Annotated in this window: 24 protein-coding genes; 12 read left to right on the top strand and 12 right to left on the bottom strand. The window is 48.6% G+C overall.

Going from position 1 to position 25,123, the window contains the following annotated elements; all coding sequences use genetic code 11:
* Window positions 1-64 precede the first annotated feature (64 nt).
* The 4 genes from HGH90_RS15445 to HGH90_RS15460 all read left to right on the top strand — a co-directional run bounded on the left by HGH90_RS15445 (window position 65) and on the right by HGH90_RS15460 (window position 2,895).
* On the top strand, window positions 65-901 hold the full coding sequence (locus HGH90_RS15445; protein ID WP_168762907.1) for a hypothetical protein: 837 nt from the start codon (window positions 65-67) through the stop codon (window positions 899-901).
* Between the two features lie 52 nt (window positions 902-953).
* Complete coding sequence (locus tag HGH90_RS15450; protein ID WP_168762908.1) at window positions 954-1,739, top strand: helix-turn-helix domain-containing protein; 786 nt, start codon at window positions 954-956, stop codon at window positions 1,737-1,739.
* A gap of 64 nt (window positions 1,740-1,803) precedes the next feature.
* Window positions 1,804-2,355, top strand: coding sequence for a dihydrofolate reductase family protein (locus tag HGH90_RS15455; protein WP_169191492.1), 552 nt, complete (start codon window positions 1,804-1,806; stop codon window positions 2,353-2,355).
* Between the two features lie 123 nt (window positions 2,356-2,478).
* Window positions 2,479-2,895, top strand: a complete 417-nt coding sequence (locus HGH90_RS15460) for a DUF4345 domain-containing protein (RefSeq protein ID WP_168762910.1) — start codon at window positions 2,479-2,481, stop codon at window positions 2,893-2,895.
* A 20-nt stretch (window positions 2,896-2,915) separates the two neighbouring features.
* Here HGH90_RS15460 and HGH90_RS15465 read toward each other — a convergent pair whose 3' ends face one another.
* Window positions 2,916-3,497, bottom strand: a complete 582-nt coding sequence (locus HGH90_RS15465) for a GNAT family N-acetyltransferase (protein WP_169191493.1) — start codon at window positions 3,495-3,497, stop codon at window positions 2,916-2,918.
* A gap of 120 nt (window positions 3,498-3,617) precedes the next feature.
* Between HGH90_RS15465 and HGH90_RS15470 the strand changes: the two genes are divergently transcribed.
* On the top strand, window positions 3,618-4,028 hold the full coding sequence (locus HGH90_RS15470; RefSeq protein ID WP_169191494.1) for a RidA family protein: 411 nt from the start codon (window positions 3,618-3,620) through the stop codon (window positions 4,026-4,028).
* A 52-nt stretch (window positions 4,029-4,080) separates the two neighbouring features.
* On the opposite strand, the gene HGH90_RS15475 is transcribed toward HGH90_RS15470, so the two are convergent.
* On the bottom strand, window positions 4,081-4,668 hold the full coding sequence (locus HGH90_RS15475) for a Crp/Fnr family transcriptional regulator (protein ID WP_168762913.1): 588 nt from the start codon (window positions 4,666-4,668) through the stop codon (window positions 4,081-4,083).
* 126 nt (window positions 4,669-4,794) lie between these two features.
* Between HGH90_RS15475 and HGH90_RS15480 the strand changes: the two genes are divergently transcribed.
* The 6 genes from HGH90_RS15480 to HGH90_RS15505 all read left to right on the top strand — a co-directional run bounded on the left by HGH90_RS15480 (window position 4,795) and on the right by HGH90_RS15505 (window position 12,754).
* Window positions 4,795-5,688: an SDR family oxidoreductase gene (locus tag HGH90_RS15480; protein WP_168762914.1), complete on the top strand. Its 894-nt coding sequence runs from the start codon at window positions 4,795-4,797 to the stop codon at window positions 5,686-5,688.
* A 162-nt stretch (window positions 5,689-5,850) separates the two neighbouring features.
* A complete protein-coding gene (locus HGH90_RS15485; protein WP_168762915.1) occupies window positions 5,851-6,255 on the top strand; it encodes a hypothetical protein in 405 nt (134 codons plus the stop codon).
* A 180-nt stretch (window positions 6,256-6,435) separates the two neighbouring features.
* A complete protein-coding gene (locus HGH90_RS15490) occupies window positions 6,436-7,521 on the top strand; it encodes an efflux RND transporter periplasmic adaptor subunit (RefSeq protein ID WP_168762916.1) in 1,086 nt (361 codons plus the stop codon).
* Window positions 7,522-7,562: 41 nt separating this feature from the next.
* Window positions 7,563-10,739, top strand: a complete 3,177-nt coding sequence (locus HGH90_RS15495; protein ID WP_248277020.1) for an efflux RND transporter permease subunit — start codon at window positions 7,563-7,565, stop codon at window positions 10,737-10,739.
* On the top strand, window positions 10,736-12,184 hold the full coding sequence (locus HGH90_RS15500; protein ID WP_247679817.1) for a TolC family protein: 1,449 nt from the start codon (window positions 10,736-10,738) through the stop codon (window positions 12,182-12,184). Before HGH90_RS15495 ends, HGH90_RS15500 begins: the two co-directional genes overlap by 4 nt.
* A gap of 267 nt (window positions 12,185-12,451) precedes the next feature.
* On the top strand, window positions 12,452-12,754 hold the full coding sequence (locus HGH90_RS15505) for a hypothetical protein (RefSeq protein WP_169191495.1): 303 nt from the start codon (window positions 12,452-12,454) through the stop codon (window positions 12,752-12,754).
* 71 nt (window positions 12,755-12,825) lie between these two features.
* Here the strand turns inward: HGH90_RS15505 and HGH90_RS15510 are convergent, their stop codons facing one another.
* The 3 genes from HGH90_RS15510 to HGH90_RS15520 all read right to left on the bottom strand — a co-directional run bounded on the left by HGH90_RS15510 (window position 12,826) and on the right by HGH90_RS15520 (window position 18,841).
* On the bottom strand, window positions 12,826-14,448 hold the full coding sequence (locus HGH90_RS15510) for a RagB/SusD family nutrient uptake outer membrane protein (protein ID WP_168762919.1): 1,623 nt from the start codon (window positions 14,446-14,448) through the stop codon (window positions 12,826-12,828).
* 19 nt (window positions 14,449-14,467) lie between these two features.
* Window positions 14,468-17,644 (bottom strand): TonB-dependent receptor, encoded by a 3,177-nt coding sequence (locus tag HGH90_RS15515; protein WP_168762920.1) that lies wholly within the window; start codon window positions 17,642-17,644, stop codon window positions 14,468-14,470.
* 222 nt (window positions 17,645-17,866) lie between these two features.
* Entirely contained in the window at window positions 17,867-18,841 is a 975-nt protein-coding gene (locus HGH90_RS15520; protein ID WP_168762921.1) for a FecR family protein, read from the bottom strand.
* Window positions 18,842-19,025: 184 nt separating this feature from the next.
* Here HGH90_RS15520 and HGH90_RS15525 point away from each other — a divergent pair, with 184 nt between their 5' ends.
* Entirely contained in the window at window positions 19,026-19,577 is a 552-nt protein-coding gene (locus HGH90_RS15525) for an RNA polymerase sigma-70 factor (RefSeq protein ID WP_168762922.1), read from the top strand.
* Between the two features lie 78 nt (window positions 19,578-19,655).
* Here the strand turns inward: HGH90_RS15525 and HGH90_RS15530 are convergent, their stop codons facing one another.
* The 7 genes from HGH90_RS15530 to HGH90_RS15560 form a co-directional block, all read right to left on the bottom strand.
* The gene (locus HGH90_RS15530) at window positions 19,656-20,042 is read right to left on the bottom strand and encodes a zinc-binding dehydrogenase (RefSeq protein WP_169191624.1); all 387 of its coding nucleotides are present in this window, start codon (window positions 20,040-20,042) and stop codon (window positions 19,656-19,658) included.
* On the bottom strand, window positions 20,038-20,289 hold the full coding sequence (locus HGH90_RS15535) for an alcohol dehydrogenase catalytic domain-containing protein (protein WP_168762923.1): 252 nt from the start codon (window positions 20,287-20,289) through the stop codon (window positions 20,038-20,040). The genes HGH90_RS15530 and HGH90_RS15535 overlap by 5 nt, the downstream gene beginning before the upstream one ends.
* 132 nt (window positions 20,290-20,421) lie before the next feature.
* The gene (locus HGH90_RS15540; protein ID WP_168762924.1) at window positions 20,422-20,676 is read right to left on the bottom strand and encodes a DUF6755 family protein; all 255 of its coding nucleotides are present in this window, start codon (window positions 20,674-20,676) and stop codon (window positions 20,422-20,424) included.
* The gene (locus HGH90_RS15545; RefSeq protein ID WP_168762925.1) at window positions 20,673-21,197 is read right to left on the bottom strand and encodes a Rieske (2Fe-2S) protein; all 525 of its coding nucleotides are present in this window, start codon (window positions 21,195-21,197) and stop codon (window positions 20,673-20,675) included. Before HGH90_RS15545 ends, HGH90_RS15540 begins: the two co-directional genes overlap by 4 nt.
* Before the next feature lie 10 nt (window positions 21,198-21,207).
* Complete coding sequence (locus HGH90_RS15550; protein WP_168736790.1) at window positions 21,208-21,777, bottom strand: 4Fe-4S dicluster domain-containing protein; 570 nt, start codon at window positions 21,775-21,777, stop codon at window positions 21,208-21,210.
* A gap of 24 nt (window positions 21,778-21,801) precedes the next feature.
* A complete protein-coding gene (locus HGH90_RS15555) occupies window positions 21,802-24,015 on the bottom strand; it encodes a molybdopterin oxidoreductase family protein (protein ID WP_168762926.1) in 2,214 nt (737 codons plus the stop codon).
* Window positions 24,016-24,051: 36 nt separating this feature from the next.
* On the bottom strand, window positions 24,052-25,116 hold the full coding sequence (locus HGH90_RS15560; protein WP_211092899.1) for a hypothetical protein: 1,065 nt from the start codon (window positions 25,114-25,116) through the stop codon (window positions 24,052-24,054).
* Between the last annotated feature and the right edge of the window lie 7 nt (window positions 25,117-25,123).

Consider the following 25,123-nt stretch of genomic DNA (forward strand, 5'->3'; position numbering starts at 1 on the left):
CTATAACTTTTTTATTTTCAATGATTTACCTTAGTTTTGCGGATGGATTAAAAAGATTGTGCGCATGCCTTTGATAAAAGTTTTAATCACTGTAAAAAGTTACCCCACTATATCTTCCCATTATGATGAGCAGGTAAGCATTGCCGGTTTCACGCCAGATGGGATCTTCATCAGGATATACCCTATCCCGTTTTCAAAAAAAGTATACGAGGAGCAATACCAGTTGTACGATTGGATAGAGATGGACCTGGTACGGCATCCCAGGGATTTCAGGATGGAAAGTTTCAGGCCGGCTTCTGCAGAAGTGGCGGTAAAGAAAATAGGACACCTCGGAATAGAAGATCATTGGAGTGAAAGAAGAGCAGTGGTATTGAAAACGGTTTACCGCAACCTGTCTACCTTACTCATGGAGGCCAAACATGAAGCATTTTATACCTCGCTGGCAGTGTTTAAGCCCGCCCGCATACTGGGTTTCCTGGTAGAGGAAACAGACGGGAACTGGGACCCGCAACAATTACAAAGGTTAACAGAGGAGAAAGAAAGCGGTCGGGTGACAGAACAACAGGAAGATCCTTTTACCGTGATGCCTAAGCTGCCGTACAAATTTTCCTTCCGTTTTACGGATGATAAAAATGAAGAGATTACTTTGCCAGTAGAGGACTGGCAACTGGCATCCCTGTATTGGAAAAGCCTGAAAGCATCTGGTGGAGCGGACAAGGAGCAGAAAGCCATCAACCTGGTAAGAAAGAAGTACCTGCAGGAGTATGCTAGGAATACAGACCTGCATTTTTTCCTGGGGACTACCCAAAATGCGCATGCCAGCCTGAAGCAACCATTTACCATTGTAGGGTTATTTCATCCTACTACGCCGCCGGCAGTCATACAGGGGAGTTTGTTTTAGCGAGGAGTAATGCTTATCTTTCTTGCAGGTGTAACCGCAAACTTATACGGTAGTGAATATACAATCTTTGTTACCACCCGCAGCACTATCTTCTTATGTAAGAAGTATCATGGTCATTGAACATCCGCAGGACCGGGCCGGCTTTGTATTGCCATTGTATGCCAATGGTATGCCTACGCTGGTGTTTCAAAGTACCCGGGGGCAGCGCAATGGTAACCAGGTAGGACATATCAGCGTGTATGGACAAGCGGTGGCGCCCACCAATCTTTTTATCCGGGAACGTTTCGTACTCATTGCCTATTTCCTCCATCCTTATACCATTAAAGCGATACTGGGTATCACCGCGGGTGAATTGACCAATACGCTGGTAGATGTGAATGACCTGAAGCCGGCAAAAGCCATCAGCCTGCAGGAACAATTGCTGAATGCATCGTCTGTAACAGAACAATTAAAACTCATCAATGCCTTCCTGTTACGGCGTATAGCCAACGATTGTATTGACTACAGCCGTATCGCTTTTGCTACTGCTGCCCTGCAAAAAGATGCAAGCGGGGAAGCGTTGGGCAAACTGCGGGATCAGCTGTTTAGTACAGAAAGATCGGTGCAGCGGTTATTCGAAGACCAGGTGGGTATCTCTCCTAAACTCTATAAAAGGATCTGCCAGTTCCATATGGCCTTTCAACAGCTCAACCACTTAGAGTTTACTAAGCTGAGCGATATCGCCTATCGCAATGGCTTTTCTGATCAGAGCCATTTTATCCGGGTATTTAAAGAATTTACCGGTATGAGCCCTAAAAACTACCTGGCATTACGCGCCGGCTATACCCCCGAAAAATGATTTTGTCGGGTCCATTCTATTTTAACCTCGCCGCCCAGGCTAATTTTGGTTAAAACTTAAAACAATGACAAAGATAATTGCTACTGAATGGATGTCCCTGGATGGCATCTTCGACGCTACCGGGATGGCTGAATGGTTCAACCCTTATCACAGCGACAGCCGCGCTGCGCTCATCAGCGAAAACATCCATAATTGCTCCGCCATGCTGTACGGACGTAATACCTACCAGATGTTGTACCCATACTGGTCTGCCTTTAAAAACAATGAAATGGGGGTAGCCGATAAGCTCAATAAAACCCCCAAGTACGTGGTATCAGGTACGATGGACGAAGCCGCCTGGGAAAACTCCACTATTATTAGGGAAGACGTTATCGAAACGCTGAAAGCGTTAAAAGCATCCGGCGAAGGTAATATACTGGTACAGGGTAGCGGCACGTTGGTACGCAGCTTGCTGGCCGTGGGGCTGCTGGATGAATTAAAAGTAATGATACAGCCACATATTATGGGAAATGGGCTGCGCTTTTTTACGGACGATATGTCTGCCAGCCTCCAGTGCAAGCAAGTAAAGGAACTGGATAAGGGCGTGGTTGAAATTACCTATGTACCGGCAGGATAAGCAAACGTGGTTGCTGGATACTTCATATCCGGGGAGCGCCTTTTTTATAATATAAATCTTTGTCCATACCAAGATTTATCTACCGGCATCCCTCCACATTTGCAGTATCAAAAACAACAAGCAATGAAACATACACGTGCAAGCATTATCCTGTCCCGTATTTACCTCTTTTTTTCTGCCGCAAGTCTCCTGATGGTGAGCCTGATGGCCTTTTCCAATCCGCAGTCGGTAATGGACCTGGTGCAGGTAAAGCTACCCAATAACGATGCATTCAGTTCTATACGGGGCGTATATGGCGGTGTGGGCCTCACCATCGCCCTGGCGCTGGTACGTTGGGCACTGAAGGACGTACAGCAGGGTGTTACTTTTGCAAGTGTGCTGTGGGGACTCTACGCGATATCAAGACTCATCACTATTTCAATCGAAGGTCCGTTGGGCGCGTTTGGAACACAATGGCTGATGATTGAAAGCGTGCTTTGCATACTGGGCGTCTCTCTGTTAGTGGCCCTGCGTCGGCCATTGGTCCAACTCCATCACTGATAGGGCAGAAGCCGGATACCTCAACACAAGAGGGATCCGGCTCCTGTATTTCCATGGGTATCCAGCAGGAAGACGTATTCCAGTCCATCCGTTTCATCTACCACTTCATCTACTTTCATAAAACCTAATCCCTGTACCAGGGATAAAGAAGCTATATTTTCCGGCGCTACCGACGCAATAAAACGATGTATGCCGGAGGTTTCCAGGGCCCATTGCATAACGCTGGTAATAGCTTCCCGCGCATATCCCCGGCGCTGGTGCCCGGGATAGATCTCATATCCCATCTCCGCAGCGTTTTCCCGGTAGAATTTTTCGGCAGGAGATGAAGGCCTGCTGTGAAATCGTATCAGGCCAATCATTTTCATTTCCGCTTTCAGGATAATAGCCCTGGATGCCCAGGGGGCATACGCGGCATCTTGCTGCAGCTGACGCAGGTCATGCGCCAGAGCATTGGGAGCATCCAGGAGTTCGGTGGAAACTGGAATACCCAGTAGCTGCCCGGCAGTTGCCGGATCCGGTACAAGGCAGGCCTGGGTAACTGCTGTGCCAAGCAGTCGTAGTATTAATCGCGGTGTTACAATATCTCCGGGAACAGTAAGCATCTATCTGGTGTTATCTCTTTATAAATATAATAATTAAATTGTGCTGCCGACTGTACTAACTAACCGAACACAGGTCAGTCGCGATAAAATAACCATATTCTAACAGCAAAATCTTCATGTATGAGCTCCCAGGTACAGTATATTAATCCCGATGGTCTTTCAAAAAATCCGGCATTCTCACAGGTAGTCACTACCCATGGGAACGGAAAAACGATTTATGTCGGCGGACAGGATGCCGTCAATGCGCAGGGTGAAATAGTAGGCAAAGGAGATATTGGTGAGCAAACGGCACAAGTGATGGAAAATCTTCAAGCGGCGTTATGGGCTTGTGGTGCTACTTTTGAAAACCTGGTGAAATTAACGATATACATTGTGCAGGGACAGGATTTGTACCGTGGATTTCAGGCTTCCCAGAAATACCTGGGTCATTTGAAAAACCCGCCGGCTATATCCGGTCTTTTTGTGTCGGCGCTGGCCAGGCCCGATTTCCTGGTGGAAGTGGAGGCCGTGGCATTTGTTGCGGGCGAGTAAACCAGGAAGCTAGAATATGAGCCACGATTTTTATTGCTGGAGTGGTCCTCTTTTAGGATGACTTCACCATGCGTTGCGCATGCCTGATCCGGCTGAGTGTTTCCCTGGAAACGCCCAGGTAAGAGGCAATCAGATGTAATGGGATGCGGTTGGCCAGGTGGGGGAAGGTGGCGACAAATTCGTGGTATTTTTCTTCAGAAGTAGCGCTGATATGCATGCGGATCCTTTCCTGGCTGGCGTTGAGACTATTGGAAACAATACGGATCGAATAAGCTTTTAAAGCAGGAATGGTGTCCATTAGCGTATTGAAATGATCGCGTGTCCACAGCAACACATAGGTATCTTCAATGGCTTCTATATAGTATTTCGACGGCGTTTGATGCATGTAGCTTTCATGATCAGTAAGCCAGGTTTGCTCGGGGGCAAAGCGCATAATATGTTCCGAGCCGTCGGACTTCAGCAGGTAAGATTTTAACAGCCCTTTTATAATAAATATTTTGTAGAGGCATACTTCTCCTTCCTCCAGCAGCAGCTGCCTGCGGCGCACTTTCTTCGTGACAGATAACGATAATATTTGTTGCACCTCCTCGTGGGTAAGGGGCATCACAGACCGGAGGTAATTTTCGAAAACGTCAGACATGGGTAACGGTTTTATACAGTTGACCGGTACAAAGGTAAGTCAAATGACCTTGAAAAATTGTGTCAAATGTCCTTGTAATGATGTAGTCTTCCGCTGCAAATTTGTAGCCGATCAAAAATTACATTTATGCGTGTTTTTGTTACAGGAGCTACGGGGTTTATTGGTACTGCTGTAGTACAGGAGTTATTGCAGGCGGGCCACCAGGTAACGGGGCTGGCGCGTTCGGATGCCGGTGCCCGGTTGTTGGAAGCAGCAGGAGCGGGGGTACACCGTGGGGATATCAATGATGCGGATAGTCTGCAACGCGGTGCTGCCGCGGCGGATGGGGTCATCCACCTGGCCTTCATTCATGATTTTGCCAACTTTGCCGCCAGTTGTGAGGCCGATCGCGGCGCTATCAGCGCCCTGGGAGCTGCATTGGAAGGCAGTCACCGGCCATTGGTGATAACGTCGGGGACGTCGCTGGTACATAATGGCGGTATCGCTACTGAAAATGATGCGCCGGCAGCATCTCCACGTACTATTCCACGAGCCGCGTCGGAGGAGTTGGCGCTATCCCTGGTCACACGAGGTGTGCGTGCCTCCATTGTACGGCTGCCTCCAACGGTACATGGGGATGGGGATCATGGTTTTGTGCCTGCACTCATCAACGTTGCGCGGGAAAAGAAGGTGGCAGCGTTTGTTGGCGATGGCAGTAACCGCTGGCCAGCGGTGCACCGCTTTGATGCGGCGCGGGTATTCCGGCTCGCACTCGAAAAAGGAGCAGCAGGTGCAAGGTATCATGCCGTGGCGGAAGAAGGCATCCCTACCCGCGATATTGCCGCTATGATAGGGAAGGGGTTACAGTTGCCGGTGGAGTCCAGGCCGCCGGAGGTTGCGCCGGATCACTTCGGCTGGATAGCCCAATTTTTTTCGTTGGACGTACCTGCCTCATGTAAACAAACCCGGGAACAGCTGGGGTGGGAGCCTGCACATCCTACGCTCATGGCCGACCTTGACCGGCCCGTTTATTTTAAATAACGTATAGCCCTTCAGGTAGTCTGGAGGGCTTTTTTATGCGTCCCATTTATATTTTCTTTGACAAGAAATGAAGTGCATTTTTTTTCTTCGAACAAAGATTTAAAATAAATTTTATCTACACCTATACCGACTTATACATTTTGATATTATTTTTGGGCCCAAATGAGACTAATAATAGGATATTTCCTGTCGTTATGTTTTCTTTTACTGGGAGGAAATGCGCACGCGCACAAAACAGGCGCCGCTCGTCTTTCAGCCTGGACCATCGAAAATACCATTCAGGCAGAATTGGTAGCTATGCAAACCAACAAAACGCCGGTATGTGATGTTCCTGCTTCCAGCAGTGGAAAAATAGCCGACAGGATTAAAGCAACGGAAATCGACGAAGAAGGTGAATCTGGATCTTTCAGAAAACTGTTAGAGACCGGTATTAGCCGCATTACAGTTTTTTACACTCTCAGCGCAGGCAGTAGCCTTCCCAGCCACTTCCGCTACCTGCCTTTTTCCGCGCACGCCTTCAGTGCATCTGCCGATAGGTATATCGTGCATCGCGTTATCAGGATTTGATTTTTACACTTTATTTCCCGTTTCATTGCAGGCATTATAATATCGCCTGAGCTGTTCCCATATTGTTTACTGGGCGCTGATACCGTTTGTCTGCATAGCATGCTGCTATGGAGCCGGCCTTGTCATGTGTCCGCTGAAAAAAATATCCAGGCTAACCTGAATTAATCATCATATACATTTATGAAAAGAATCGTCATGCTCATGGGCTTGTATGCATTGTTGTGCCATACCAGCTGTAAGTCATCCAAAGGAGAAGAAAAAGAAGCCGCTACAAAATTCCTGGTTACCAGCCCGGTAAAGATGGATACCTCCGTTACCAGGGAATACGTTTGCCAGATACACTCTATCCGCAACATTGAAGTGAGGGCACAGGAAAAAGGTTACCTGCAAAGTGTTGCGGTAGATGAAGGCCAGCCGGTGAAAACCGGGCAGCTCCTGTTTAAGATTATGCCCAAACTGTATGAAGCTGAACTGGCTAAAGTAGCCGCCGAAGCTAAAGCGGCGGAAATTGAGCTGCAGAACACCCAAACACTCGCCGACAAAAATGTGGTATCAAAGAATGAGCTGGCCCTGGCTAATGCCAAATTACAAAAGGCTAAGGCAGAATTATCACTGGCCCAGGTACATCTCGCCTTTACGGAAATCCGGGCACCCTTCGATGGTATCATCGACCGCTTGCATTTAAGACAAGGTAGCCTGGTAGGCGATGGCGATCTGTTAACCACCCTGTCGGACAACAGCCACATGTGGGTTTATTTCAACGTATCAGAACCGGAATATCTGGATTATGAAGCCAGCGTAAAGTCGAAAGGCCCCTTGAAAGTAAACCTCCTGATGGCCAATAAACAGGTGTTTAAATATCCCGGCGTAGTGGAAACTATCGAAGGAGAATTCAACAATGAAACCGGCAATATCGCCTTCAGGGCCAACTTCCCAAATCCCGATAAACTGCTGAGACATGGAGAAACCGGTAGTATCCTCATGAACATAGCATTGAAAGATGCCTTGGTCATCCCCCAGAAAGCTACTATGGAAATCATGGATAAGAAATATGTGTTTGTGGTAGATAAAGATAATGTGGTAAAGCTCAGGGCCATCACGATTGGTGCGGAAATGCCCGACCTGTATGTAGTGAAAGAAGGCCTGGCGGCAGATGATAAAATATTACTGGAAGGTTTACGGAAAGTGAAGGACAACGATAAAATATCCTTCGACTACGAGGAGCCCGCGAAGGTAATCGCCCATTTAAAGTTGCCAACGGAATAAAGTAAACATCCAAAAACGATCACATAATGTTCAATATATTTATGAAAAGGCCGGTCTTTGCCATCGTGATATCCCTGGGTATCATCTTCATGGGCATACTGGCTATTAATACACTGCCTACCTCGCAGTTCCCGTCTATTGCACCTCCCAGGGTAATTGTGAGCGTGGCTTATCCGGGCGCCAGCGCCGATGTGCTGGTAAAATCGGTGCTCATTCCCCTGGAGAAATCAGTGAATGGAGTACCGGGAATGAAGTATATGACGTCCGACGCTACCAGCGCAGGGGAAGCTAATATACAGGTGGTATTCGATCTGGGTACAGACCCTAACCAGGCGGTGGTAAACGTAAAAAACCGTATTGAGCAGGTAACCAACCGCCTGCCCGAACTGGTACAACGCGAGGGAATCGTGGTAAACATCCTGCAGCCTAACATGCTGATGTATGTAAACGTATACAGTAAAGATCCCAAGGCTGATGAAAACTTTCTGTACAACTTTTCCAACGTCAATATCCTGCGTGAGCTGAGCAGGGTAAAAGGTATCGGTAATGCCCAGATCCTGGGTAGCCGGCAATACGCCATGCGTATCTGGCTGAAGCCCGACAGGATGCGCGCCTACAATATCTCTACGGAAGAAATTATGTCGGCGCTGGGTAGCCAGAGCGTCATCGGTTCCCCCGGGCGACTGGGACGCAGTGATGGTAAACGTTCAGAAGCACTCGAGTATGTGCTCACCTACCAGGGAAGGTATAACCAGCCAGAACAATATAAAGACGTGATCATCCGGGCCAACCCCAATGGGGAGCTGTTGCGGCTAAAAGATGTTGCGGATGTGGAGCTGGGTAGTGAGTTCTATGATATCTATTCCAACCTGAATAACCACCCGTCTGCGGCTATTGTCTTGAAACAGACTTACGGCAGTAATGCCAGCGAAGTAATTAAGAATGTGAAAGCCAAGCTGGAAGAACTGAAAGGGTCTTTCCCGCCGGGAATGGATTATGAAATCAGCTACGATGTGTCCAACTTCCTGGACGCTTCTATCGAGAAAGTAGTACATACCCTGGGAGAGGCCTTTGTGCTGGTGGCCATCGTAGTATTCCTGTTCCTGGGCGACTGGCGCTCTACACTCATTCCTACGCTGGCGGTACCGGTGTCGCTGGTAGGGGCTTTCTTCTTCATGCAGGTATTTGGCCTGACGATCAACCTCATCACGCTGTTTGCATTAGTGCTGGCTATCGGTATCGTGGTAGATAACGCTATTGTGGTGATTGAAGCGGTGCATGCCAAAATGGAGGAAGAGCATCTTTCACCCTATGCGGCCACGAAAAAAGTGCTACATGAAATCAGTGGCGCCATTGTGGCGATCACTTTTGTAATGGCAGCAGTATTTATCCCGGTAGCATTCATGTCGGGGCCGGTAGGTATTTTTTACCGCCAGTTTTCTATTACCATGGCCACTTCCATTGTGTTGTCTGGTGTGGTAGCGCTTACGCTCACCCCGGTGCTTTGTGCTATCCTGCTGAAAAATAACCACGGGCAGCCCCGGAAGAAAACGCCGATGAACAGGTTCCTGGATGCTTTCAACCGCGGGTTTGAAAAGCTAACGGGAAAGTATACACGATTAATGGAAAAGATCGTGAACCGCCGCGTGGTCACCTTTGCTATCCTGGCAGCATTCGGCTTCGGCATCTTTGGTATTGGTAAAACATTGCCTTCGGGTTTTATTCCGAGTGAAGACCAGGGCATGATCTACGCCATTATCCAAACACCGCCGGGTTCTACGTTGGAAAGAACAAACGACCTCGCTAAAAAGGTACAGGAAATCGCCGAACATGTGGAAGGCATCCAGTCGGTATCGGCGCTGGCAGGATATGAAGTACTTACAGAAGGCCGTGGTTCCAATGCCGGTACTTGTTTGATCAACCTTAAAGGCTGGTCAGAGCGTAAACATTCGGTGAACCAGGTAATTGCCGAGCTGGAAGAAAAATGTCGCGATATTCCCGGCGCTACCATCGAATTCTTTGGTCCGCCGGCGGTTCCGGGCTACGGCGCAGCAGGTGGTTTCTCCCTGCGTTTGCTCGACAAGACCAATGGCGATGACTATAAGGAAATGGAAAAGGTGAACGATGAATTTATGGCGGCGTTGAGAAAACGGAAAGAGCTGACGGGCCTGTTTACCTTCTACAGCGCTAACTACCCGCAGTATGAACTGCAAATAGATAACCAGGCGGCCATGCAGAAAGGTGTTTCTATCGCAAAAGCGATGGACAACCTGTCAATCCTCATCGGTAGTACCTATGAGTTGGGATTCATCCGCTTCGGCAACTTCCTCAAGGTATATGTGCAGGCAGCACCGGAATACAGGCGTCTGCCGGATGACCTGATGAACCTCTACGTGAAGAACAACCGGGAAGAAATGGTGCCTTATTCTGCTTTCATGAGCATCAAAAAAACACATGGACTGAATGAGATCACCCGGTACAACATGTATAATTCATCGGCTATCCGCGGTGAGCCTGCAGCAGGATATAGCAGTGGTGAGGCGATAGAGATCATCCAGGAAGTGGCGGCTAAAACATTGCCTCACGGATATGGCATCGACTGGGAGGGCTTATCCAAGGACGAAGCCGGCCGCGGCAATGAAGCGTTATACATCTTCCTGGTGGTATTATTCTTTGTATACCTGATCCTGGCGGCACAATATGAAAGTTTCGTATTGCCGTTGGCGGTGGTGCTTTCGCTTCCCGCCGGCGTTTTCGGCTCGTTCCTGCTGCTCAAGTTTATGGGCTTATCGAATGATATCTATGCCCAGGTGGGATTGATTATGCTGGTGGGACTGCTGGGTAAGAATGCAGTGCTGATCGTTGAATTTGCCGCCCAGCAGCATCGTTTAGGCATGACCGTGTTCCAGGCGGCAATCGAGGGCGCCCGTACGCGTTTTCGCCCCATCCTGATGACGTCGCTGGCTTTTATTGCGGGTCTGATACCCCTGGTATTTGCCACCGGTCCGGGCGCCATCGGTAACCGCACCATTGGTTCGGCTTCCCTGGGAGGCATGTTGATAGGCACCCTGTTCGGGGTCATCCTCATCCCGGGGCTGTATTACATATTCGGTACCATCGCGGCGAAACGTAAGTTGATAAAAGATGAAGATGTAAAACCGTTGACCGAACGTAAGATCATCATTATGGAAGAAGACAATTTTAACCCAGGAAAATGAGAATGATGTTAAATAAAAAATACAGATATATAGGCCTGGCCTGTCTTTCACTTGCCTATGCGGCCTGTAAGGTACCTGTGCTCACGGGGAAGGCCGTTAACAAAGACACACCCGCCACTTACCGTGATACAAAAGACACGCTGAATACGGCGAAGGTGAACTGGAATGAATATTTCACCGACCCGTACCTGGCAGCCCTGATCGATACTGCGCTGAAGAACAACCAGGAACTGAATATCACCCTGCAGGAAATTGAAATATCGAGGAATGAAGTCAGGGCACGAAAAGGAGAGTATTTACCCTTTGCAGGCGTGAGAGCCGGCGCAGGTTTGGATAAGGTCGGCCGGTATACCAACATCGGCGCCATGGAAGAGAGCACCGAGATCAAGCCGGGGAAAGAAATGCCGGATCCGCTGCCCGACTACCTGTTAGGGGTATACGCAAATTGGGAAGTGGATATCTGGCATAAGTTGCACAACGCAAAGAAAGCAGCGGTAGCCCATTACCTGTCGACCATAGAGGGGAAGAACTTCGTGATCACCAACCTGGTAGCAGAAATCGCCAACTCTTACTACGAACTGCTGGCGCTGGACAACGAATTGGATATTGTAAAAAAGAATATAGACATTCAACAGAATGCGCTGGAGATTGTAAAACTACAGAAGGAAGCTACCAGGGTAACGGAGCTGGCAGTACGAAAATTTGAAGCAGAGGTGCTGAAAACCCAGGGCTTGCAGTACGACATCCGGCAGCAGATTACCGAAACAGAAAACAGGATTAACTTCCTGCTGGCCAGGTATCCGCAGCCAATACTCCGCAATGATCAGCAGTTTGCTGCGTTGTTGCCTGCGGCGGTGCATGCTGGTATTCCTTCGCAGTTGTTAGCCAACCGTCCGGACATACGCCAGGCAGAGTGGGAGCTTGCCGCTGCTGACCTGGATGTAAAGGTAGCCAAAGCCCGGTTTTATCCCTCCCTCGGCATTACTGCTGCTGTTGGTTACCAGGCCTTCAACCCCAGTTACCTGCTAAGAACGCCCCAGTCCATGTTATACTCATTAGCCGGGGACCTGGTAGCGCCATTGGTTAATAAAAATGCGATCAAAGCCACTTACTACAGCGCTAATGCCAAACAGGTACAGGCAGTGTACAACTATGAGCGCACTATTTTAAATGCCTATGTAGAAGTGGCTAATCAGCTGGCAAAGATCAGCAACCTGGAACAGCGCTATGACCTGAAATCGAAGCAGGTAGATGCACTTACACAATCTATTACCATCTCCAATGACCTGTTTAAATCGGCCCGTGCAGATTATATGGAGGTGCTGATGACCCAGCGTGATGCGCTGGAGTCACGGTTTGAACTGATTGAAACAAAGAAGCAGCAGCTCAATGCGATGGTCAATATTTACCAGGCATTGGGTGGTGGCTGGAACCAGGGACGTTAGGCGGAGCGGCCCCGGTGTTTTGGTGTAATGGCTGGCCCCCGGGGCCGGCCATTACCTTTTTATGGCTGCGTTTAGCCTCTTGGATTACCTGCTTTTTATGGAAATGTTTTATCGGCAATAGCCATCCTGTTTGGTTTACTGCTGCTTGGTTTCGCCATTTATCTTTGTAAAATTGCAGCTACTTTTCCCAAAGTAACCAGTGAAGAAGATAAAGCGGAGGAAAAAAGAACAGGAAAATGGTTTGGTGTTATTTTCGCGGGAGAAGGTGTGGCCATCTTCCTTACCTGTACCGTACTCTCCACCCTGAAGCTTCAGCAATATGTTGTTCCCGCTATTGGATTGATTGTAGGACTACATTTTTACCCGATGGCTTGGGTGTTTAAACGCCGGCTCGACTACTACGCCGCCACCTGGACCTGCCTGGTAGCATTGGTTGGGATCTCGCTCACTTTTCGTCAGGCCAGCCAGGAATCTGTTATAGTCGCGGTGGGGCTGGGTACCGCGCTGGCTACGGTTACTTATGGATTGAATATGATGCGGGAGGGATATAAGCTGAGTAGAAGAAACTAAATAATAAAGTCATCTATTAAAAAAACAGGCTGCTTCCGGATAAGAAACAGCCTGTTTTTTAGTAGGGCCGATTACCAGTTCGGGTTCTGTTGCATATTGGGGTTGGCATTAATTTCTGCCAGCGGAATTGGCCAAACGTAATCGCGGGCAGCATTGAACTTGCGTTGTTCTATTACAACAGCCTTGCCGGTGGAAGGATCTACGGCGCCTTCGGCCGCCTGATTGAGTACAATTTCGGCGGTTTTCCAGCGGCGGATATCGAATAGGCGTTGTCCTTCAAATGCCAGTTCCACCTGTCTTTCCCGGCGTACGAGTTCCCGCATTTTCAACTGGGTATTATATTGGTTAATATCCACATTCGGCATTCCTGCCCGGTTGCGGATCATATTGAGATACTTTACGACATCAGGATTTTGCCAGTCGCCGGTTTCTACCAGCGATTCTACGTAATCCAGCAATATCTCGGCATAACGGATAATCATGAAATTAAGAGAACCTCCCCAGGGGGTACCTGCATCTCTGGGATCTACATACTTTTTAATCCAGTAACCGGTTTGGGTCGACTGGGTCTGGCCAATCAGATCAGGACCGCCAGGTGTGAATGGATCCAGCTTGCGGTTGACGAAAGTTTCTCCAGGTATCATAACGCTTGCTGCCAGCCTGGGATCCCGGTTTTGTTTGTATTCGGGTTGGCGTTTGTAAATCGCCATACTGTCAGCTCCCAATTCACTCAGCGTTTTGCCTTGCAGTGTTTCGTAAGTGTTAACGATGGCAGCTGTAGGACTGGTAGTGGCCTGGCCTCCCAGGCTTTTGGGAGCGCTCCGGAAAAATGATTCTGTTTGTCCTCCGCGGCGGAACAGGATACGTTCTTTGTTGATGATGCCACTATAAGAGAATAGCCCACTGTAGCTGTTGATAGCAGGATCGGAACTGTGATACAACTCATAAACATTTAGCGCAATGAGTTTCCTGGAAGCTTCCAGGCATTTCGCATAGTTGCCTACATTAATATACAGGATGGCTTGTAAGGCATAGCAAGTTCCTTTGCTCATACGATATGCATCACTTTCGGTATAGGTTGCAGGTAAACTGGCAGCGGCAGTATCCAGTTCAGCAACGAGAAAATTCACGACTTCGTCCCTGGAATTCCGTTTCACAAATTGCCCGGTAGGCGGCAGCGACTGATTCACAATGGGAATGGGACCATAGAGAAGAAACAGGTCGAGGTGATACCAGGCACGCAGGGCACGGGCTTCTGCAGCATAGCGGGCTTTGCGTACGGTATCCTCTACATAAGCTTTACGATAGTTTTCGAGAAAACGGCTGGCGTTACGGATATACGAGTAACTCTTCTGGTAGATTTCCTGTACAGAGCCGGTCTGACTGGTAGCCAGGCCTACCGGGTATACTTGCCAGTCGCCATAATTGCCACGAAACACAGCTTCATCGGTTGTAGCAGCCAGGTGTATACGGGAGTTGGCGATAAAATCATAGTTGCCCAGCGTGCCACACGGTAACCCACCGTATATTTGTTCCAAAGCGCTTTGCAGATCCGTTTCAAGATTCCACCATTTCGAATCGGTGGTGGCAGTAGGGTTGTCACGCACCAGGAAATCTTTTTTACACGCAGTGATGCCCAGTAGCAGGCAGGTTGCCAGGATATATATTTGTTTGCAGTATTTTCTTTTTTGCATAATCAGAGATGTTAAAAGATCAGAATGTTACATTCAGGCCGGCAGTATATACTTTCATAATTGGGTAGGTGGTCTGGTCTCCCCGGCTTTCCGGATCACCCGCTTTTATCTGGGAAATGGTAAAAGGATTCTGGGCATTGACGTACACACGCACCTTCTTTATTTTGACTTTTCTCTCCAACTTAAAATTATATCCCACCTGTATATACCTTACCCGGGTAAATGCGCCATTATAGGCCCAGAAATCCGAACTTTTTTCGTTACCACCCGGCGATGGCAACAAGCGGGGGAACCTGGCGTCGGTATGTTCAGGCGTCCAGTAGTCCAGGTGCCAGGTAAGCGGGGTACCGCCTTCTCCTGCTGCGTTAAACGGAAGGGCTATACGTCCGCTATACATCGCCACTACTTTGCCCACGGCAGTAATCATCGTTTCAAAATCCAGGTTTTTCCATTTAAGGGAGATGCTGCCGAAGTAGTTATTATAGGGCTCAGTAGCGCCCAGGGGTACCCGGTCATTATCATCTATTATGCCGTTATGATCAATATCTGCATAACGTATATCGCCTGCTGCCTGCCCGGGCAGCATAGGAATACCTTTGGCTACATCGCTTTGCTGTATCAGCCCCAGGCTCTTAAACCCATAGTACTCCGCTAATGGGCCACCAACCTGGCGGATAATATTACCTTCAATAATAGGCAGTTCCTGCGCCAGCTTCTGCAAAGTGGAGCGATTGCGGGAATACCCGGCATTGAGGGTAAGGGAAAGTTTTTGTGTCAGTTGGGCGTTATAGGAGGCTTTTATTTCCCAGCCCACATTTTTCATACTGCCAATGTTGACAGGTGTTTTGCTGATAGCGGAGGTAAGCGTAGGTTGTGGCGAAAGGATGAGGTCTGTTGTTTTCTTATTGTACCAGTCAAATGTGAAATCCAGTTTGTTTTTGAATAGGCTGATATCGGTGCCCAAATCAAGTATTGAAACTTTTTCCCAGGTGATGTTGGGATTACCATAACTGGCTTCGGTGCCATTGTTAGTATTGATAGTAGTTTGGTAGCTGTAGGGGCTAATATTATTATTACCCAGTTTACCATAGGAACCACGCAGTTTTAGTTCATCCAGGAAAGTGAGCGATTGCATGAATGATTCGCTACCCAGGTTCCAGCCGGCAGCTATAGAGGGAAAATTGCCCCATTTCCGGTTAGGGGCAAAAAGGGAAGACCCATCCCGGCGAAGTCCCAATTCCAGCAGGTATTTATCGGCATAACTATAGTATACTTTACCAAAATAGGAGGTAAGTGCAATTTCCGTCCAGGTATCAGTATTGTTTAATTCCCTGGAATAGCCGGCCAGTGCATTGATACGGTGTTGTCCAAAGGTTTTCGTATAATCGACGTTTCCACCGGTATAGTAGTAACTGGACCGGTTAGTAGGGCCTGCATCTTTCATATCTGTGAAATCGCGTCCTGTTTTCTGATTGGTGAAGTAGTCAAAGAATATATAGGCGTCGCGATTGGTTTTGTTGGCGCCGGTAGATACGCGATAGCTGAATTGCCCCTTCAGGCTCAAACCTGGTAGTATTTCCCATTTTGGACGCAGGTTGATCAGCACTTCATCCCGGATGCGGTTAACGGTGCCGCCTCTTTCTATATTGGCCACAGGATTCCAGCTTTCGCCATAGGTGCCATAGTAAGTATAACCGGGTCTTTCCGGCTTATCGGGATATTTAGAGGCAATGTTCGGAGGAGCGGTGTATACCCAGCTAAGAATACCGGCGGTATTCCTTCCCCAGGCATAAGGCTCCTGCTGCTGATCACGTGCCGCAAAAAGATCCATAAACACGACGAAGTTTTTCCGGAGGTCTACACTGGTATTTGCTCTCACGGTACCGCGATTGAACGATGAATTCTGGATCATGCCTTGTTGGCTCAGGTAATTGGCAGTAAGGGCAAAACGGGCCGCGCTGTTGCCGCCGGATACCGACAGGGAATGTTGCTGTATAGATGATTGCTGGCGCATTACTTCTTCCCGCCAGTGAGTATCGGGATATTTTACCAGGTCGCTATGGTTAGCTGTTTGTTTAATCACCTCATCTGTGTATAGAGGGTCTCCTCCATTGTTTCGCAATGCTTCATTACTCATACGCATATACGTAGCTGCATCTACAAAGTGGGGGGTGAAAGTAGGAGACTGAAATCCCGTGTAGCCGTTGTATTGTACATCTACCACACTGGGTACGCCTCTTTTGGTGGTAATAATGATCACCCCATTGCCCGCCCTGGCTCCATACATGGAGGCAGCGGCAGCATCTTTCAGTACGGTGATATTTTCAATAGTGTTGGGATCGAGTTTGTTCATATCGAACGGAACTCCATCTACCAGCACCAGGGGATCGGAACCCAGGAAAGAGCTGACACCCCTGATTTTGATGGCGGCGGCATCGCCTCCGGGCAGCCCGGATGATTGGCTGACATTAATACCGGTTACACCGCCCTGTAGTGCCTGCGACAACTGTGTAATTGGTTTATTATTGACATTGGCTATGTTTACGCTGCTGACAGAGGAAGCCAGGTGTTTCACTTTTTGCTCAGAGAAACCCGTTACCACCAGTGTATTCAGGCTGTTTACATTTTCTTCCAGGGAAATAATCACGTTCCGCTGGCTACCTTTTACGATGTATTCTTTGGGTTTATACCCGATGAAACTGAATACCAGGATTTCCTCAGCCTGGGTTTTTAATTCAAAGAAACCATCGGCATCGGTTACTACGCCCCGGGTGGTTCCCTTTACGGTAATTGTGGCGCCTGGAATGGGCGCGGGTGGTTCCGCCTGGTTCAGCACCCGGCCCCGCAACAGCAGGGTATCTGCATTGGCCGGCAATACCGTTGGGGTGATAAGAATATTATTACCCTTTTCTTTCCATTGGTAGTGCTGGGGAGCCAATAGGTTGTTCAGGATTTCTTCAACAGAAACATCCTGGAAGGACGTGGTCACCAGCCCTGCGCCGTTTACCTGTGCGGCGTTGTACGCAAACCGTAGTGGGGTAGATTGTTCAATCCTGCGCAAAACCTGCAGCAGTGGTTCGTTTTTCACCTGCATGGTGAGCTTCATCGTCTTTAGTCGCTGCGCGGAAGCATCGTCCGCCCTCAGACTGGTCACGCTGGCTGTTAAAAGAGCGAGTAGGAGTGATGAGATACGCATGAGCGGAATTAAATTTTGGTTGATGACACGGCATTTTCTTACCCATGGGCGAAAAAATGCCCGTGCCTTTTCAATTACATGAAATTGCATAGATTTGTACAAGGTTTTGTGTTACGTAATAGAACTCTTAACCGGCCGTCTTGTCTCGAACACAAGGCGGCCTTTTTTTGCGTTGTTGATTTTAGTGTTTTTCGATAAACGTGTTTTAACAGGTACTTTTTATTATTTCCAATTCAATATTACCCGCTTGTTTGGGTGGTCTATATGATAGTTTATATGGTTGACGTCGTGGATTGTATTCAACAGTTCATCCAGGTGATCGCGGCGATTGACGCTGCCGGTATAACGCTCGTCCATGATACTGGCGTCCTGCACCTGGAAGGTATATCCATACCATTGGGTCAGTATTATAGTTACCTCCCGCAATGTCTGGTTATCAAATAGTACTTCCTGGGGCTGCATCTGTTGTAATTGCAGCCGGTTTGCTTTGCCTATTGTGCAGGCGCCGGAATGGGAAAGACATATGAGGCGGTCGGAAGCTTCCAGGGTACCCAGGACATTGTGGTCGCGGCTTACAGCTACCTTGCCTTCCAGCACCGTAATGGCGATACTATCGGCCTGGTCTGCCTGCACGCTGAAAGTGGTACCCAATACATGGGTGCTAAGTCTTCCGCTATTCACAACAAAAGGTTGCGGCCGGGCCATTACTTCAAAAAGCGCAGTACCTTCCAATACCACCGTTCTTTGGTGGTTGCTGAAATCAGCCGGGTAATGAAGGCGGCTATGGGGTTGCAGCCATACTACAGAACTATCTGGTAGGGTAGTGGTAAGGGGCACGTTGGTGGCTTCCATCACCAGCATTTGTTCATTGGTACGACGACCATGGTATAGAAAATAAAAAAGTATGCTTCCTCCCAATAACAGCAACATGGCTGCCGCCCAGGACCAACGCTGTCTTCTACGTATGGAAAAAACCTGCCGTTCTACAACTTGCAATTGTTGCCACCCATTTAGTTTGTGTAGCAATGATTGCCGTAATTCCTCCCGTATCTGGTCCGCCCGTTCGCTGCCCGCTTCGAGCCAGTCAGCCCCTGCGTCAAAACCTGCATACCAGTTTTCTACCCATTTTTTCTCAGCCGGCGAGGCTTCTTCATTCAGGTATTTTTCAATCAGGATTAGCAAAGAATCTTTATCCATAGGGCGCCTTTTTATAACTAACGAATGAAACAGGCATTACCGCCATTCCGTTTAAAAAAACAATATCATATTGGTTTGCGAGAATATACTATTTGTTGGACGCGGGGAAAAGGGGTACATTAGTTGTATTAAACCAATCTATATCAAACAGGATCAACCATATGATGAAGCCCTGCTTTTCCGTATGCTACTGGATGGAAAGGAGGAGGCATTCGAAGCGATATATAACGTATATGCGGTCCCGTTACTAAACGCCGCATTCAGGCGTTTGCGCTCTGAAGAAGAAGCGAAAGAAGTAGTACAGGAAGTATTTATCAGCCTCTTTTTAAAGAAAAACGAGATCAAATATGCCGGTAACCTGGGAGGATATCTGCATACCGTATTGCGTCACCGCATACTCGATATTTTCCGGGTCGATCTCCTGTATGCTTCCCATCATCAGCAGCTGCGTCAGCAGCAGGAAGGAGCCTGTTACCTGGAAGACCGGCTGGAACGAAAAGAACTGGCGCTTCGTCTGCAACAGTGCATTAACCGGTTACCAGATAAGTGCCGGGAAGTATTTATACTCAGCCGCTATGACGGGCTTTCCTATAAAGCAATTGCCACCCGTCTGAAAATATCTGTCAATACCGTAGAAAAGCACGTGGGTAAAGCATTGCGTTTGCTGCGCCTGCAACTGGGTGACGAAGAAATACTATTGCTGGTGTTGGCCACATGGGGATTAACGAATTATTAGTATGCTATTTAGAAGGCATGCCACCCCATTGTTTGAGGTGGCATGCTTTTTATTGATAGGAAAGGTACTGGAGAAATATCAAAACGTAATCACCACTTTGCCGAATGCTTTGCCCGAGTTAAACCTTTGGAATGCTTCCTGCACTTTTTCAATAGGAAAAACGCTGTCGATCACAGGTTGCGTAAGGTTCTTTTCCAGTGCGTTTACAAAGTTGTGTAATTCCTCCGCATTGCCCACTGAATAAGCTAGTAAACGTACATAGTTGGTGATCAGCGGAATCAGATCTATCGTCAATTGTGTGCCGGTCATTAAGCCGATGAGCCCCACGAAACCATGTTGCTTTACCGAAAGGATACTTTGTTCAATGGTGTCGGTGCCGGCAATGTCCAGGGTAACGTCTACGCCTATACCTCCGTTCAGGCGCTTTACTTCCTGGCTCCATTCAGGAAAGGTGTTGTAGTTAATTACTTCGTGTGCCCCAACGGGTTACCTTGTTGCCTACTGCTGCTACTACGCCTACTCCTTCCGAAACGGGGATATGCGGTAGTGGAATACCAAAGGGATTCCGGTTCTCCACTACGATCAGATCGTGGTATTCGAGCGCCACGGCGGTAGTCTTTACCAGTACCTCCTGTTCCCCGATGACAGGTGTTGGAATTTCTCTCAGCTGTAGATGTTCTATGCCAAATTCTTCTAACAATACTGCTTTCATGTAGTCGCTTTTATGCCACAAATGTAAAGCGGACACCCTGCCTGGAAAGAGGGAGAAACGGACAATGTTGCAGGGGGATTGAGCCAAATAGGAAGGAGAGTAGTTTAAGTTGATAGGGAGATCTTACCGGCTTTATTCCTCCTTACCCTTCTTATACCCCATCGGTAAAAAATATAGCCAAAAGAACCCGATGAGGAATAATACCAGCGATGCAATAAAGGCTGGCAGCGCAATATCCCGGTTATGGCCCAGTGCATTGTTAAGGCCGGTATACAACAACCATATCTGCAGACCTATGTTCAAAATAAGAATAATAATCAGCGCAGATATCAGGGTGTTGGTTTTATTGGGATGCGCTTTGTTTTGCGCGTCTTTGAAGTTACTCATAACGACTCATTTTTAGCTAAATCACTACCAACCGCTTTCACATATACATCGTCTCCTTTCAGCACTACTTCCAGTGCTGGTAAAGGCCTGGGCGGCGGCCCTGCCAGTACTTCGCCGGTCATGGCATCAAAGAAACCTTCATGACAGGGACACACGATTTGTCCGCTGCCAGGCTTATAATATACCGCGCAGGAGAGGTGGGTGCATTTTTGCTCATAGGCTTTCCAACTGCCGTTTTCAAGCCGGATGAGTATATATGGAATATTGCTTCCCGCGATGGTAAAGGAACGGGTGCCACCGGTTGGTACGCTGTCGGCTTTACAGATAAAATGCTCTCCTTTTACTTCTTCCGGAGGAAAGAAATTGGCTTTCACGGCTACATAGGCACTGCCAGCTGCAAGTCCCCCGGATACCAGGCACAGGAACCGGGCAAAGTCGCGGCGGCTGATTTTAGTCGCTTCAGTTCTTTCAATGGGAAAGTCCTGTTTCCAGTGCGGTGTTGTAATAGGTTTATCGGACATACGATCCAGTTTAATGTATTCTCAAATGGGTACTGCCTTTGGGCATCATGATGTTCACTTTTGTGGTCACCGTTTCCGCGCCGAAAAGGAACGTGTTCACCGGTGTGCTGTTGGGGCGCATCCGGCTGATTTCTTCCCGGGTGCCGTAGAACAGTGCCTGGCTGGGACAAACGGTGGCGCACATCGGTTTTTTGCCTGCGCTGGTGCGATCATAGCACATGTTGCATTTCATCATCATATCGTACTTTTCTTCTTTGATCGGTACGCCGAAGGGACAGGCCATTACGCAATTGGAGCAGCCGATACAGCGGGCGGTGTTGGCGGTATGCACTACCCCAAAATCATCTTTGGAAATGGCATCTGCGGGGCATACCCGTGCGCAAACGGGATTGTCGCAATGCATGCACACCTGCACCGTGGTTTGAATAGTGACGGCGCGCTCTACATAGTTTACATGGATCATGCTTTCATGACCGTTGGTTTCGCATTCTGCGCAGGCCATTTCGCAGGCTTTGCAGCCAATGCAGCGCTGCATGTCTACGAAAAACTCCATATCGGTTTTATAGGCGGTAACTTCCATATGGTTATAATATTTAGCGTCAAATCAGATACTGTCAAAGGCATTTGTTTCGCCGGGCTGAGTGAAAATGCCCAACGGCTCCAGCTGGCAGGCACATACCTTGAATTCCGGTATTTTGGATACCGGGTCGAGCGTACCGATGGTCAGCTGGTTGGCCGATTTTTTCCCAGGCCAGTGGTAGGGTATGAATACGGTATCTTTCCGTATCGTTTCTACAATGTTGGCCGGAAACTCAGCGCTGCCGCGGCGGGTGGTAACCCTTACGGTTTCGCGCTGCCGGATATTATAACGTTGTGCTAGCTCAGGGTGTATCTCCAGCAACGGTTCAGGAATGAGGCCCACCAGTTTGCCGATACGCCTGGTTTGGGTACCGCTGAGATACTGGGATACGACGCGGCCGGTAGTGAGTACTACCGGGAATTCATTATCCGTAACTTCACTGGGCTCGCGAAATTGTACAGGATTAAAATGTGCTTTGCCATCGGGCGTAGCAAATTTTTTGTCTTCCCAGAGCCGCGGCGTGCCTGGATGCTCTTCTGACGGACAGGGCCAGAAGATACCCATATTATCTTCAATTTTTTTATAGGTGATGCCGTAATAATCGGCAGTGCCGCCTTTGGAGGCTACGCGCAGTTCGTTAAAAATAGCTTCGGTATCAGCGTAGGTAAACTTATCAGCTTCTCCCAGCCTGGCGGCCAAATCCAGTATAATAGAAGTATCGGTACGGGCATTTCCCGGCGGGGTAACAGCCCTGCGTATACGAACCACCCTGCCTTCAGCAGTGGTCACGGTGCCTTCTTCCTCTTCATGTAACGATCCTGCCAGCACAATGTCGGCATGCCTGGCGGTTTCGCTGAGGAAAAAGTCGATGCAAACATAAAACTCCAGTTTTTCGAGTGCTTCTCTTACATAGTTATTGTTAGGCAGCGACACCAGCGGATTAAAACAGATAGATAATAATCCTTTTACTTCTCCCCGGTGAATGGCTTCTATCAATTCCCAGGCAGTGAGACCTTTTCCGGGCAGTGCTGCTTCAGCGATGCCCCATACGCCGGCGATATATTTCCGGTGTTCGGGATTGGTAATGTCGCGGTTGCCGGGTAATTGATCACATTTATGGCCATGTTCGCGGCCTCCCTGGCCGTTGCCCTGGCCGGTAATAGTAGCATACCCGCAGTAAGGGCGGCCAATGCGCCCGGTGGCCAGCACCAGGTTAATACATCCCAATACGTTTTCTACGCCTTTGGAATGGTGTTCAATACCACGGGCGTGCAACAGGAAGCTGGTGCTCGCCCTGCCCCATAAGTCGGCCGCCTGGCGTATTTTCTCTTTTTCTATGCCGGTTACCGCTTCCGCCCACTCCAGCGTATAGTCTTGTACGGCGGCAATGGTGTCGGCAAAGCCGGTGGTATGTTCGCGGATAAAATCATGGTCCAGCAAGTCATGATCCACCAGGTACTTGAGCATAGCGCCATACAGGGCAGAGTCGGTGCCTGGTTTAATGGCGAGGTGCATGTCGGCAGTACGCGCCAGCGGAATTACCCGCGGATCTATTACGATCAGTTTGGCGCCATTATCCCTGGCACGCCAAAGCCAGTGAGTGAGGGTAGGAAAAGTTTCGCTCACATTGGCGCCGGTAACGATGATCACTTCTGCATGCTCCAGGTCGGCGTAGTTGTTGGACCCCCTGTCAAGCCCAAATGCTTTTTTATTGCCGGCGCCCGCGCTCACCATACACAGGCGGCCGTTATAATCGAGGTTGGCCGTCTTCACAGCTACCCGGGCAAACTTGCCCATCAAATAGCTTTTTTCATTGGTGAGGGAAACGCCCGATAAAATAGAAAAAGCATCTTTTCCATGGGCAGCCTGTATCTGCCTGATGGCGGTAGTTACACGGTTGAGCGCATCATCCCAGGCAATGGGCTTGAAACCTTCTCCTTCCACTCTTTGCAGCGGCTCCAGCAGACGATCGGGATGATTGTCCTGCAGGTAGCGTTGTACGCCTTTGGGGCATAGCCTGCCTTCATTGAAAGGAAATTCCATCCAGGGCTCAAAGCCTACCACCTTATTGTTTTTTACCAGCAGCTGGATACCGCATTGCATACCACAAAAACAGCAATGCGTTTTTACGGTGGCATCGGGTTCATCTCTGCCGGGGTAACCTTCCTGCGGCGCGAAGTTGAGGTGCGGACCAAAATGTGAGATAATTTTATCCGGTGATACTGGTAATTTAGCCATGCTGATCGTATTTATACGCCGGTAGGCGGGTGTTGGTTATCCAAATAGTTTTCCATTTTCCTGCCTGGCTTTCAGGTGGGCCTTCGCCAACAGGGAACGCTTTCCTTCAGGGCTATAGTCCAGGTGCGAGCTGCCATCCTCCAGCGTGAAATCAAATCCAAGTTCTTTGGTCACGGTTTTCAGGTCATCGACATGCAGTTGCGAGGTAAATTCTTTACCGGTATGCGGACAAACAGCCATGCCTTTTTTCTCACCTTCCCGGCGGTAGATATGTGCGCCGATTTGAGCGGGCCGTTGGATGATATGAAAGAATTTACCGAAAGGAATCCATACCAGGAAGAGTATCACCGATATGGCATGTGTAACGGACATAAAGTCGTATGCAATACCTTTCATAAAAGCATAGCTGAAGTTCAGTCCCAGGCCGGTTACTGAAATGATGATCAGTAGTATCAGTGGGAGGAGGTCCCCTTCAAAGGTTTGTGAAGCAATCAGCCCCGCATTGGTTAATCTTCTCACCAGAAATATTACTGCTCCGGCAATCACCAGCCAGGAGCACCAGGTAAGTGCATGAAAAATAAAAAATGCCAGCGCAGATCCCAGTTGAAAGCTCATCACTTTGAATCCGAAGAAATTGGCGTTATAGAGTTTGGTCATGCCGGGGTCCAGTGCGGTGGCCGGATCCAGGGTGAAGTTGATCCAGCCCAGGGTAAGCGGGACGGTAATGGCAAAAGCCGCCATGCAGCCGGAGGCCAGCATAAAATGCGCAATCCAGCGTTTCTTGCCCCTTGGATAAATAAACTGTTGGAACAGCAGGTTTTTTATTGCATCGGTGAATAAGGTCCATACATGGACAAAGAATTTACCGTTGAATACCAGTTGCCAGGTCCGCTTGAAATAGAGCCAGGTAGGAGGCCGCTGTAGCCACACACAGTAACGGTAAATGCCGCCAAAAAGAGCGAAGAGCGTACCAAATAAATAAGCAATTAAGGCAGGATCAAAATTTTGCAGCTTTCGAGATCCGTAAAAAGAGACGACCACACAAACCACCGTTACCACAAATGAAATCAGCGCTGCTTTTTTATTCAGAGAAAATTGCATGGCGATC

The organism is Chitinophaga sp. Ak27, from assembly GCF_012726295.1.
Lineage (GTDB): Bacteria > Bacteroidota > Bacteroidia > Chitinophagales > Chitinophagaceae > Chitinophaga.

Excerpts from the sequence above, each read along its gene's own strand:
- HGH90_RS15520 (WP_168762921.1), bottom strand. The coding sequence starts at position 18,841 with ATGGATAAAGATTCTTTGCTAATCCTGATTGAAAAATACCTGAATGAA.
- HGH90_RS15485 (WP_168762915.1), top strand. The coding sequence starts at position 5,851 with ATGAGACTAATAATAGGATATTTCCTGTCGTTATGTTTTCTTTTACTG.
- HGH90_RS15465 (WP_169191493.1), bottom strand. The coding sequence starts at position 3,497 with ATGCTTACTGTTCCCGGAGATATTGTAACACCGCGATTAATACTACGA.
- HGH90_RS15560 (WP_211092899.1), bottom strand. The coding sequence starts at position 25,116 with ATGCAATTTTCTCTGAATAAAAAAGCAGCGCTGATTTCATTTGTGGTA.
- HGH90_RS15480 (WP_168762914.1), top strand. The coding sequence starts at position 4,795 with ATGCGTGTTTTTGTTACAGGAGCTACGGGGTTTATTGGTACTGCTGTA.
- HGH90_RS15495 (WP_248277020.1), top strand. The coding sequence starts at position 7,563 with ATGAAAAGGCCGGTCTTTGCCATCGTGATATCCCTGGGTATCATCTTC.
- HGH90_RS15470 (WP_169191494.1), top strand. The coding sequence starts at position 3,618 with ATGAGCTCCCAGGTACAGTATATTAATCCCGATGGTCTTTCAAAAAAT.
- HGH90_RS15500 (WP_247679817.1), top strand. The coding sequence starts at position 10,736 with ATGAGAATGATGTTAAATAAAAAATACAGATATATAGGCCTGGCCTGT.
- HGH90_RS15460 (WP_168762910.1), top strand. The coding sequence starts at position 2,479 with ATGAAACATACACGTGCAAGCATTATCCTGTCCCGTATTTACCTCTTT.
- HGH90_RS15515 (WP_168762920.1), bottom strand. The coding sequence starts at position 17,644 with ATGCGTATCTCATCACTCCTACTCGCTCTTTTAACAGCCAGCGTGACC.
- HGH90_RS15490 (WP_168762916.1), top strand. The coding sequence starts at position 6,436 with ATGAAAAGAATCGTCATGCTCATGGGCTTGTATGCATTGTTGTGCCAT.
- HGH90_RS15445 (WP_168762907.1), top strand. The coding sequence starts at position 65 with ATGCCTTTGATAAAAGTTTTAATCACTGTAAAAAGTTACCCCACTATA.
- HGH90_RS15455 (WP_169191492.1), top strand. The coding sequence starts at position 1,804 with ATGACAAAGATAATTGCTACTGAATGGATGTCCCTGGATGGCATCTTC.
- HGH90_RS15510 (WP_168762919.1), bottom strand. The coding sequence starts at position 14,448 with ATGCAAAAAAGAAAATACTGCAAACAAATATATATCCTGGCAACCTGC.
- HGH90_RS15535 (WP_168762923.1), bottom strand. The coding sequence starts at position 20,289 with ATGAAAGCAGTATTGTTAGAAGAATTTGGCATAGAACATCTACAGCTG.
- HGH90_RS15475 (WP_168762913.1), bottom strand. The coding sequence starts at position 4,668 with ATGTCTGACGTTTTCGAAAATTACCTCCGGTCTGTGATGCCCCTTACC.
- HGH90_RS15550 (WP_168736790.1), bottom strand. The coding sequence starts at position 21,777 with ATGGAAGTTACCGCCTATAAAACCGATATGGAGTTTTTCGTAGACATG.
- HGH90_RS15540 (WP_168762924.1), bottom strand. The coding sequence starts at position 20,676 with ATGAGTAACTTCAAAGACGCGCAAAACAAAGCGCATCCCAATAAAACC.
- HGH90_RS15545 (WP_168762925.1), bottom strand. The coding sequence starts at position 21,197 with ATGTCCGATAAACCTATTACAACACCGCACTGGAAACAGGACTTTCCC.
- HGH90_RS15555 (WP_168762926.1), bottom strand. The coding sequence starts at position 24,015 with ATGGCTAAATTACCAGTATCACCGGATAAAATTATCTCACATTTTGGT.
- HGH90_RS15525 (WP_168762922.1), top strand. The coding sequence starts at position 19,026 with ATGCTACTGGATGGAAAGGAGGAGGCATTCGAAGCGATATATAACGTA.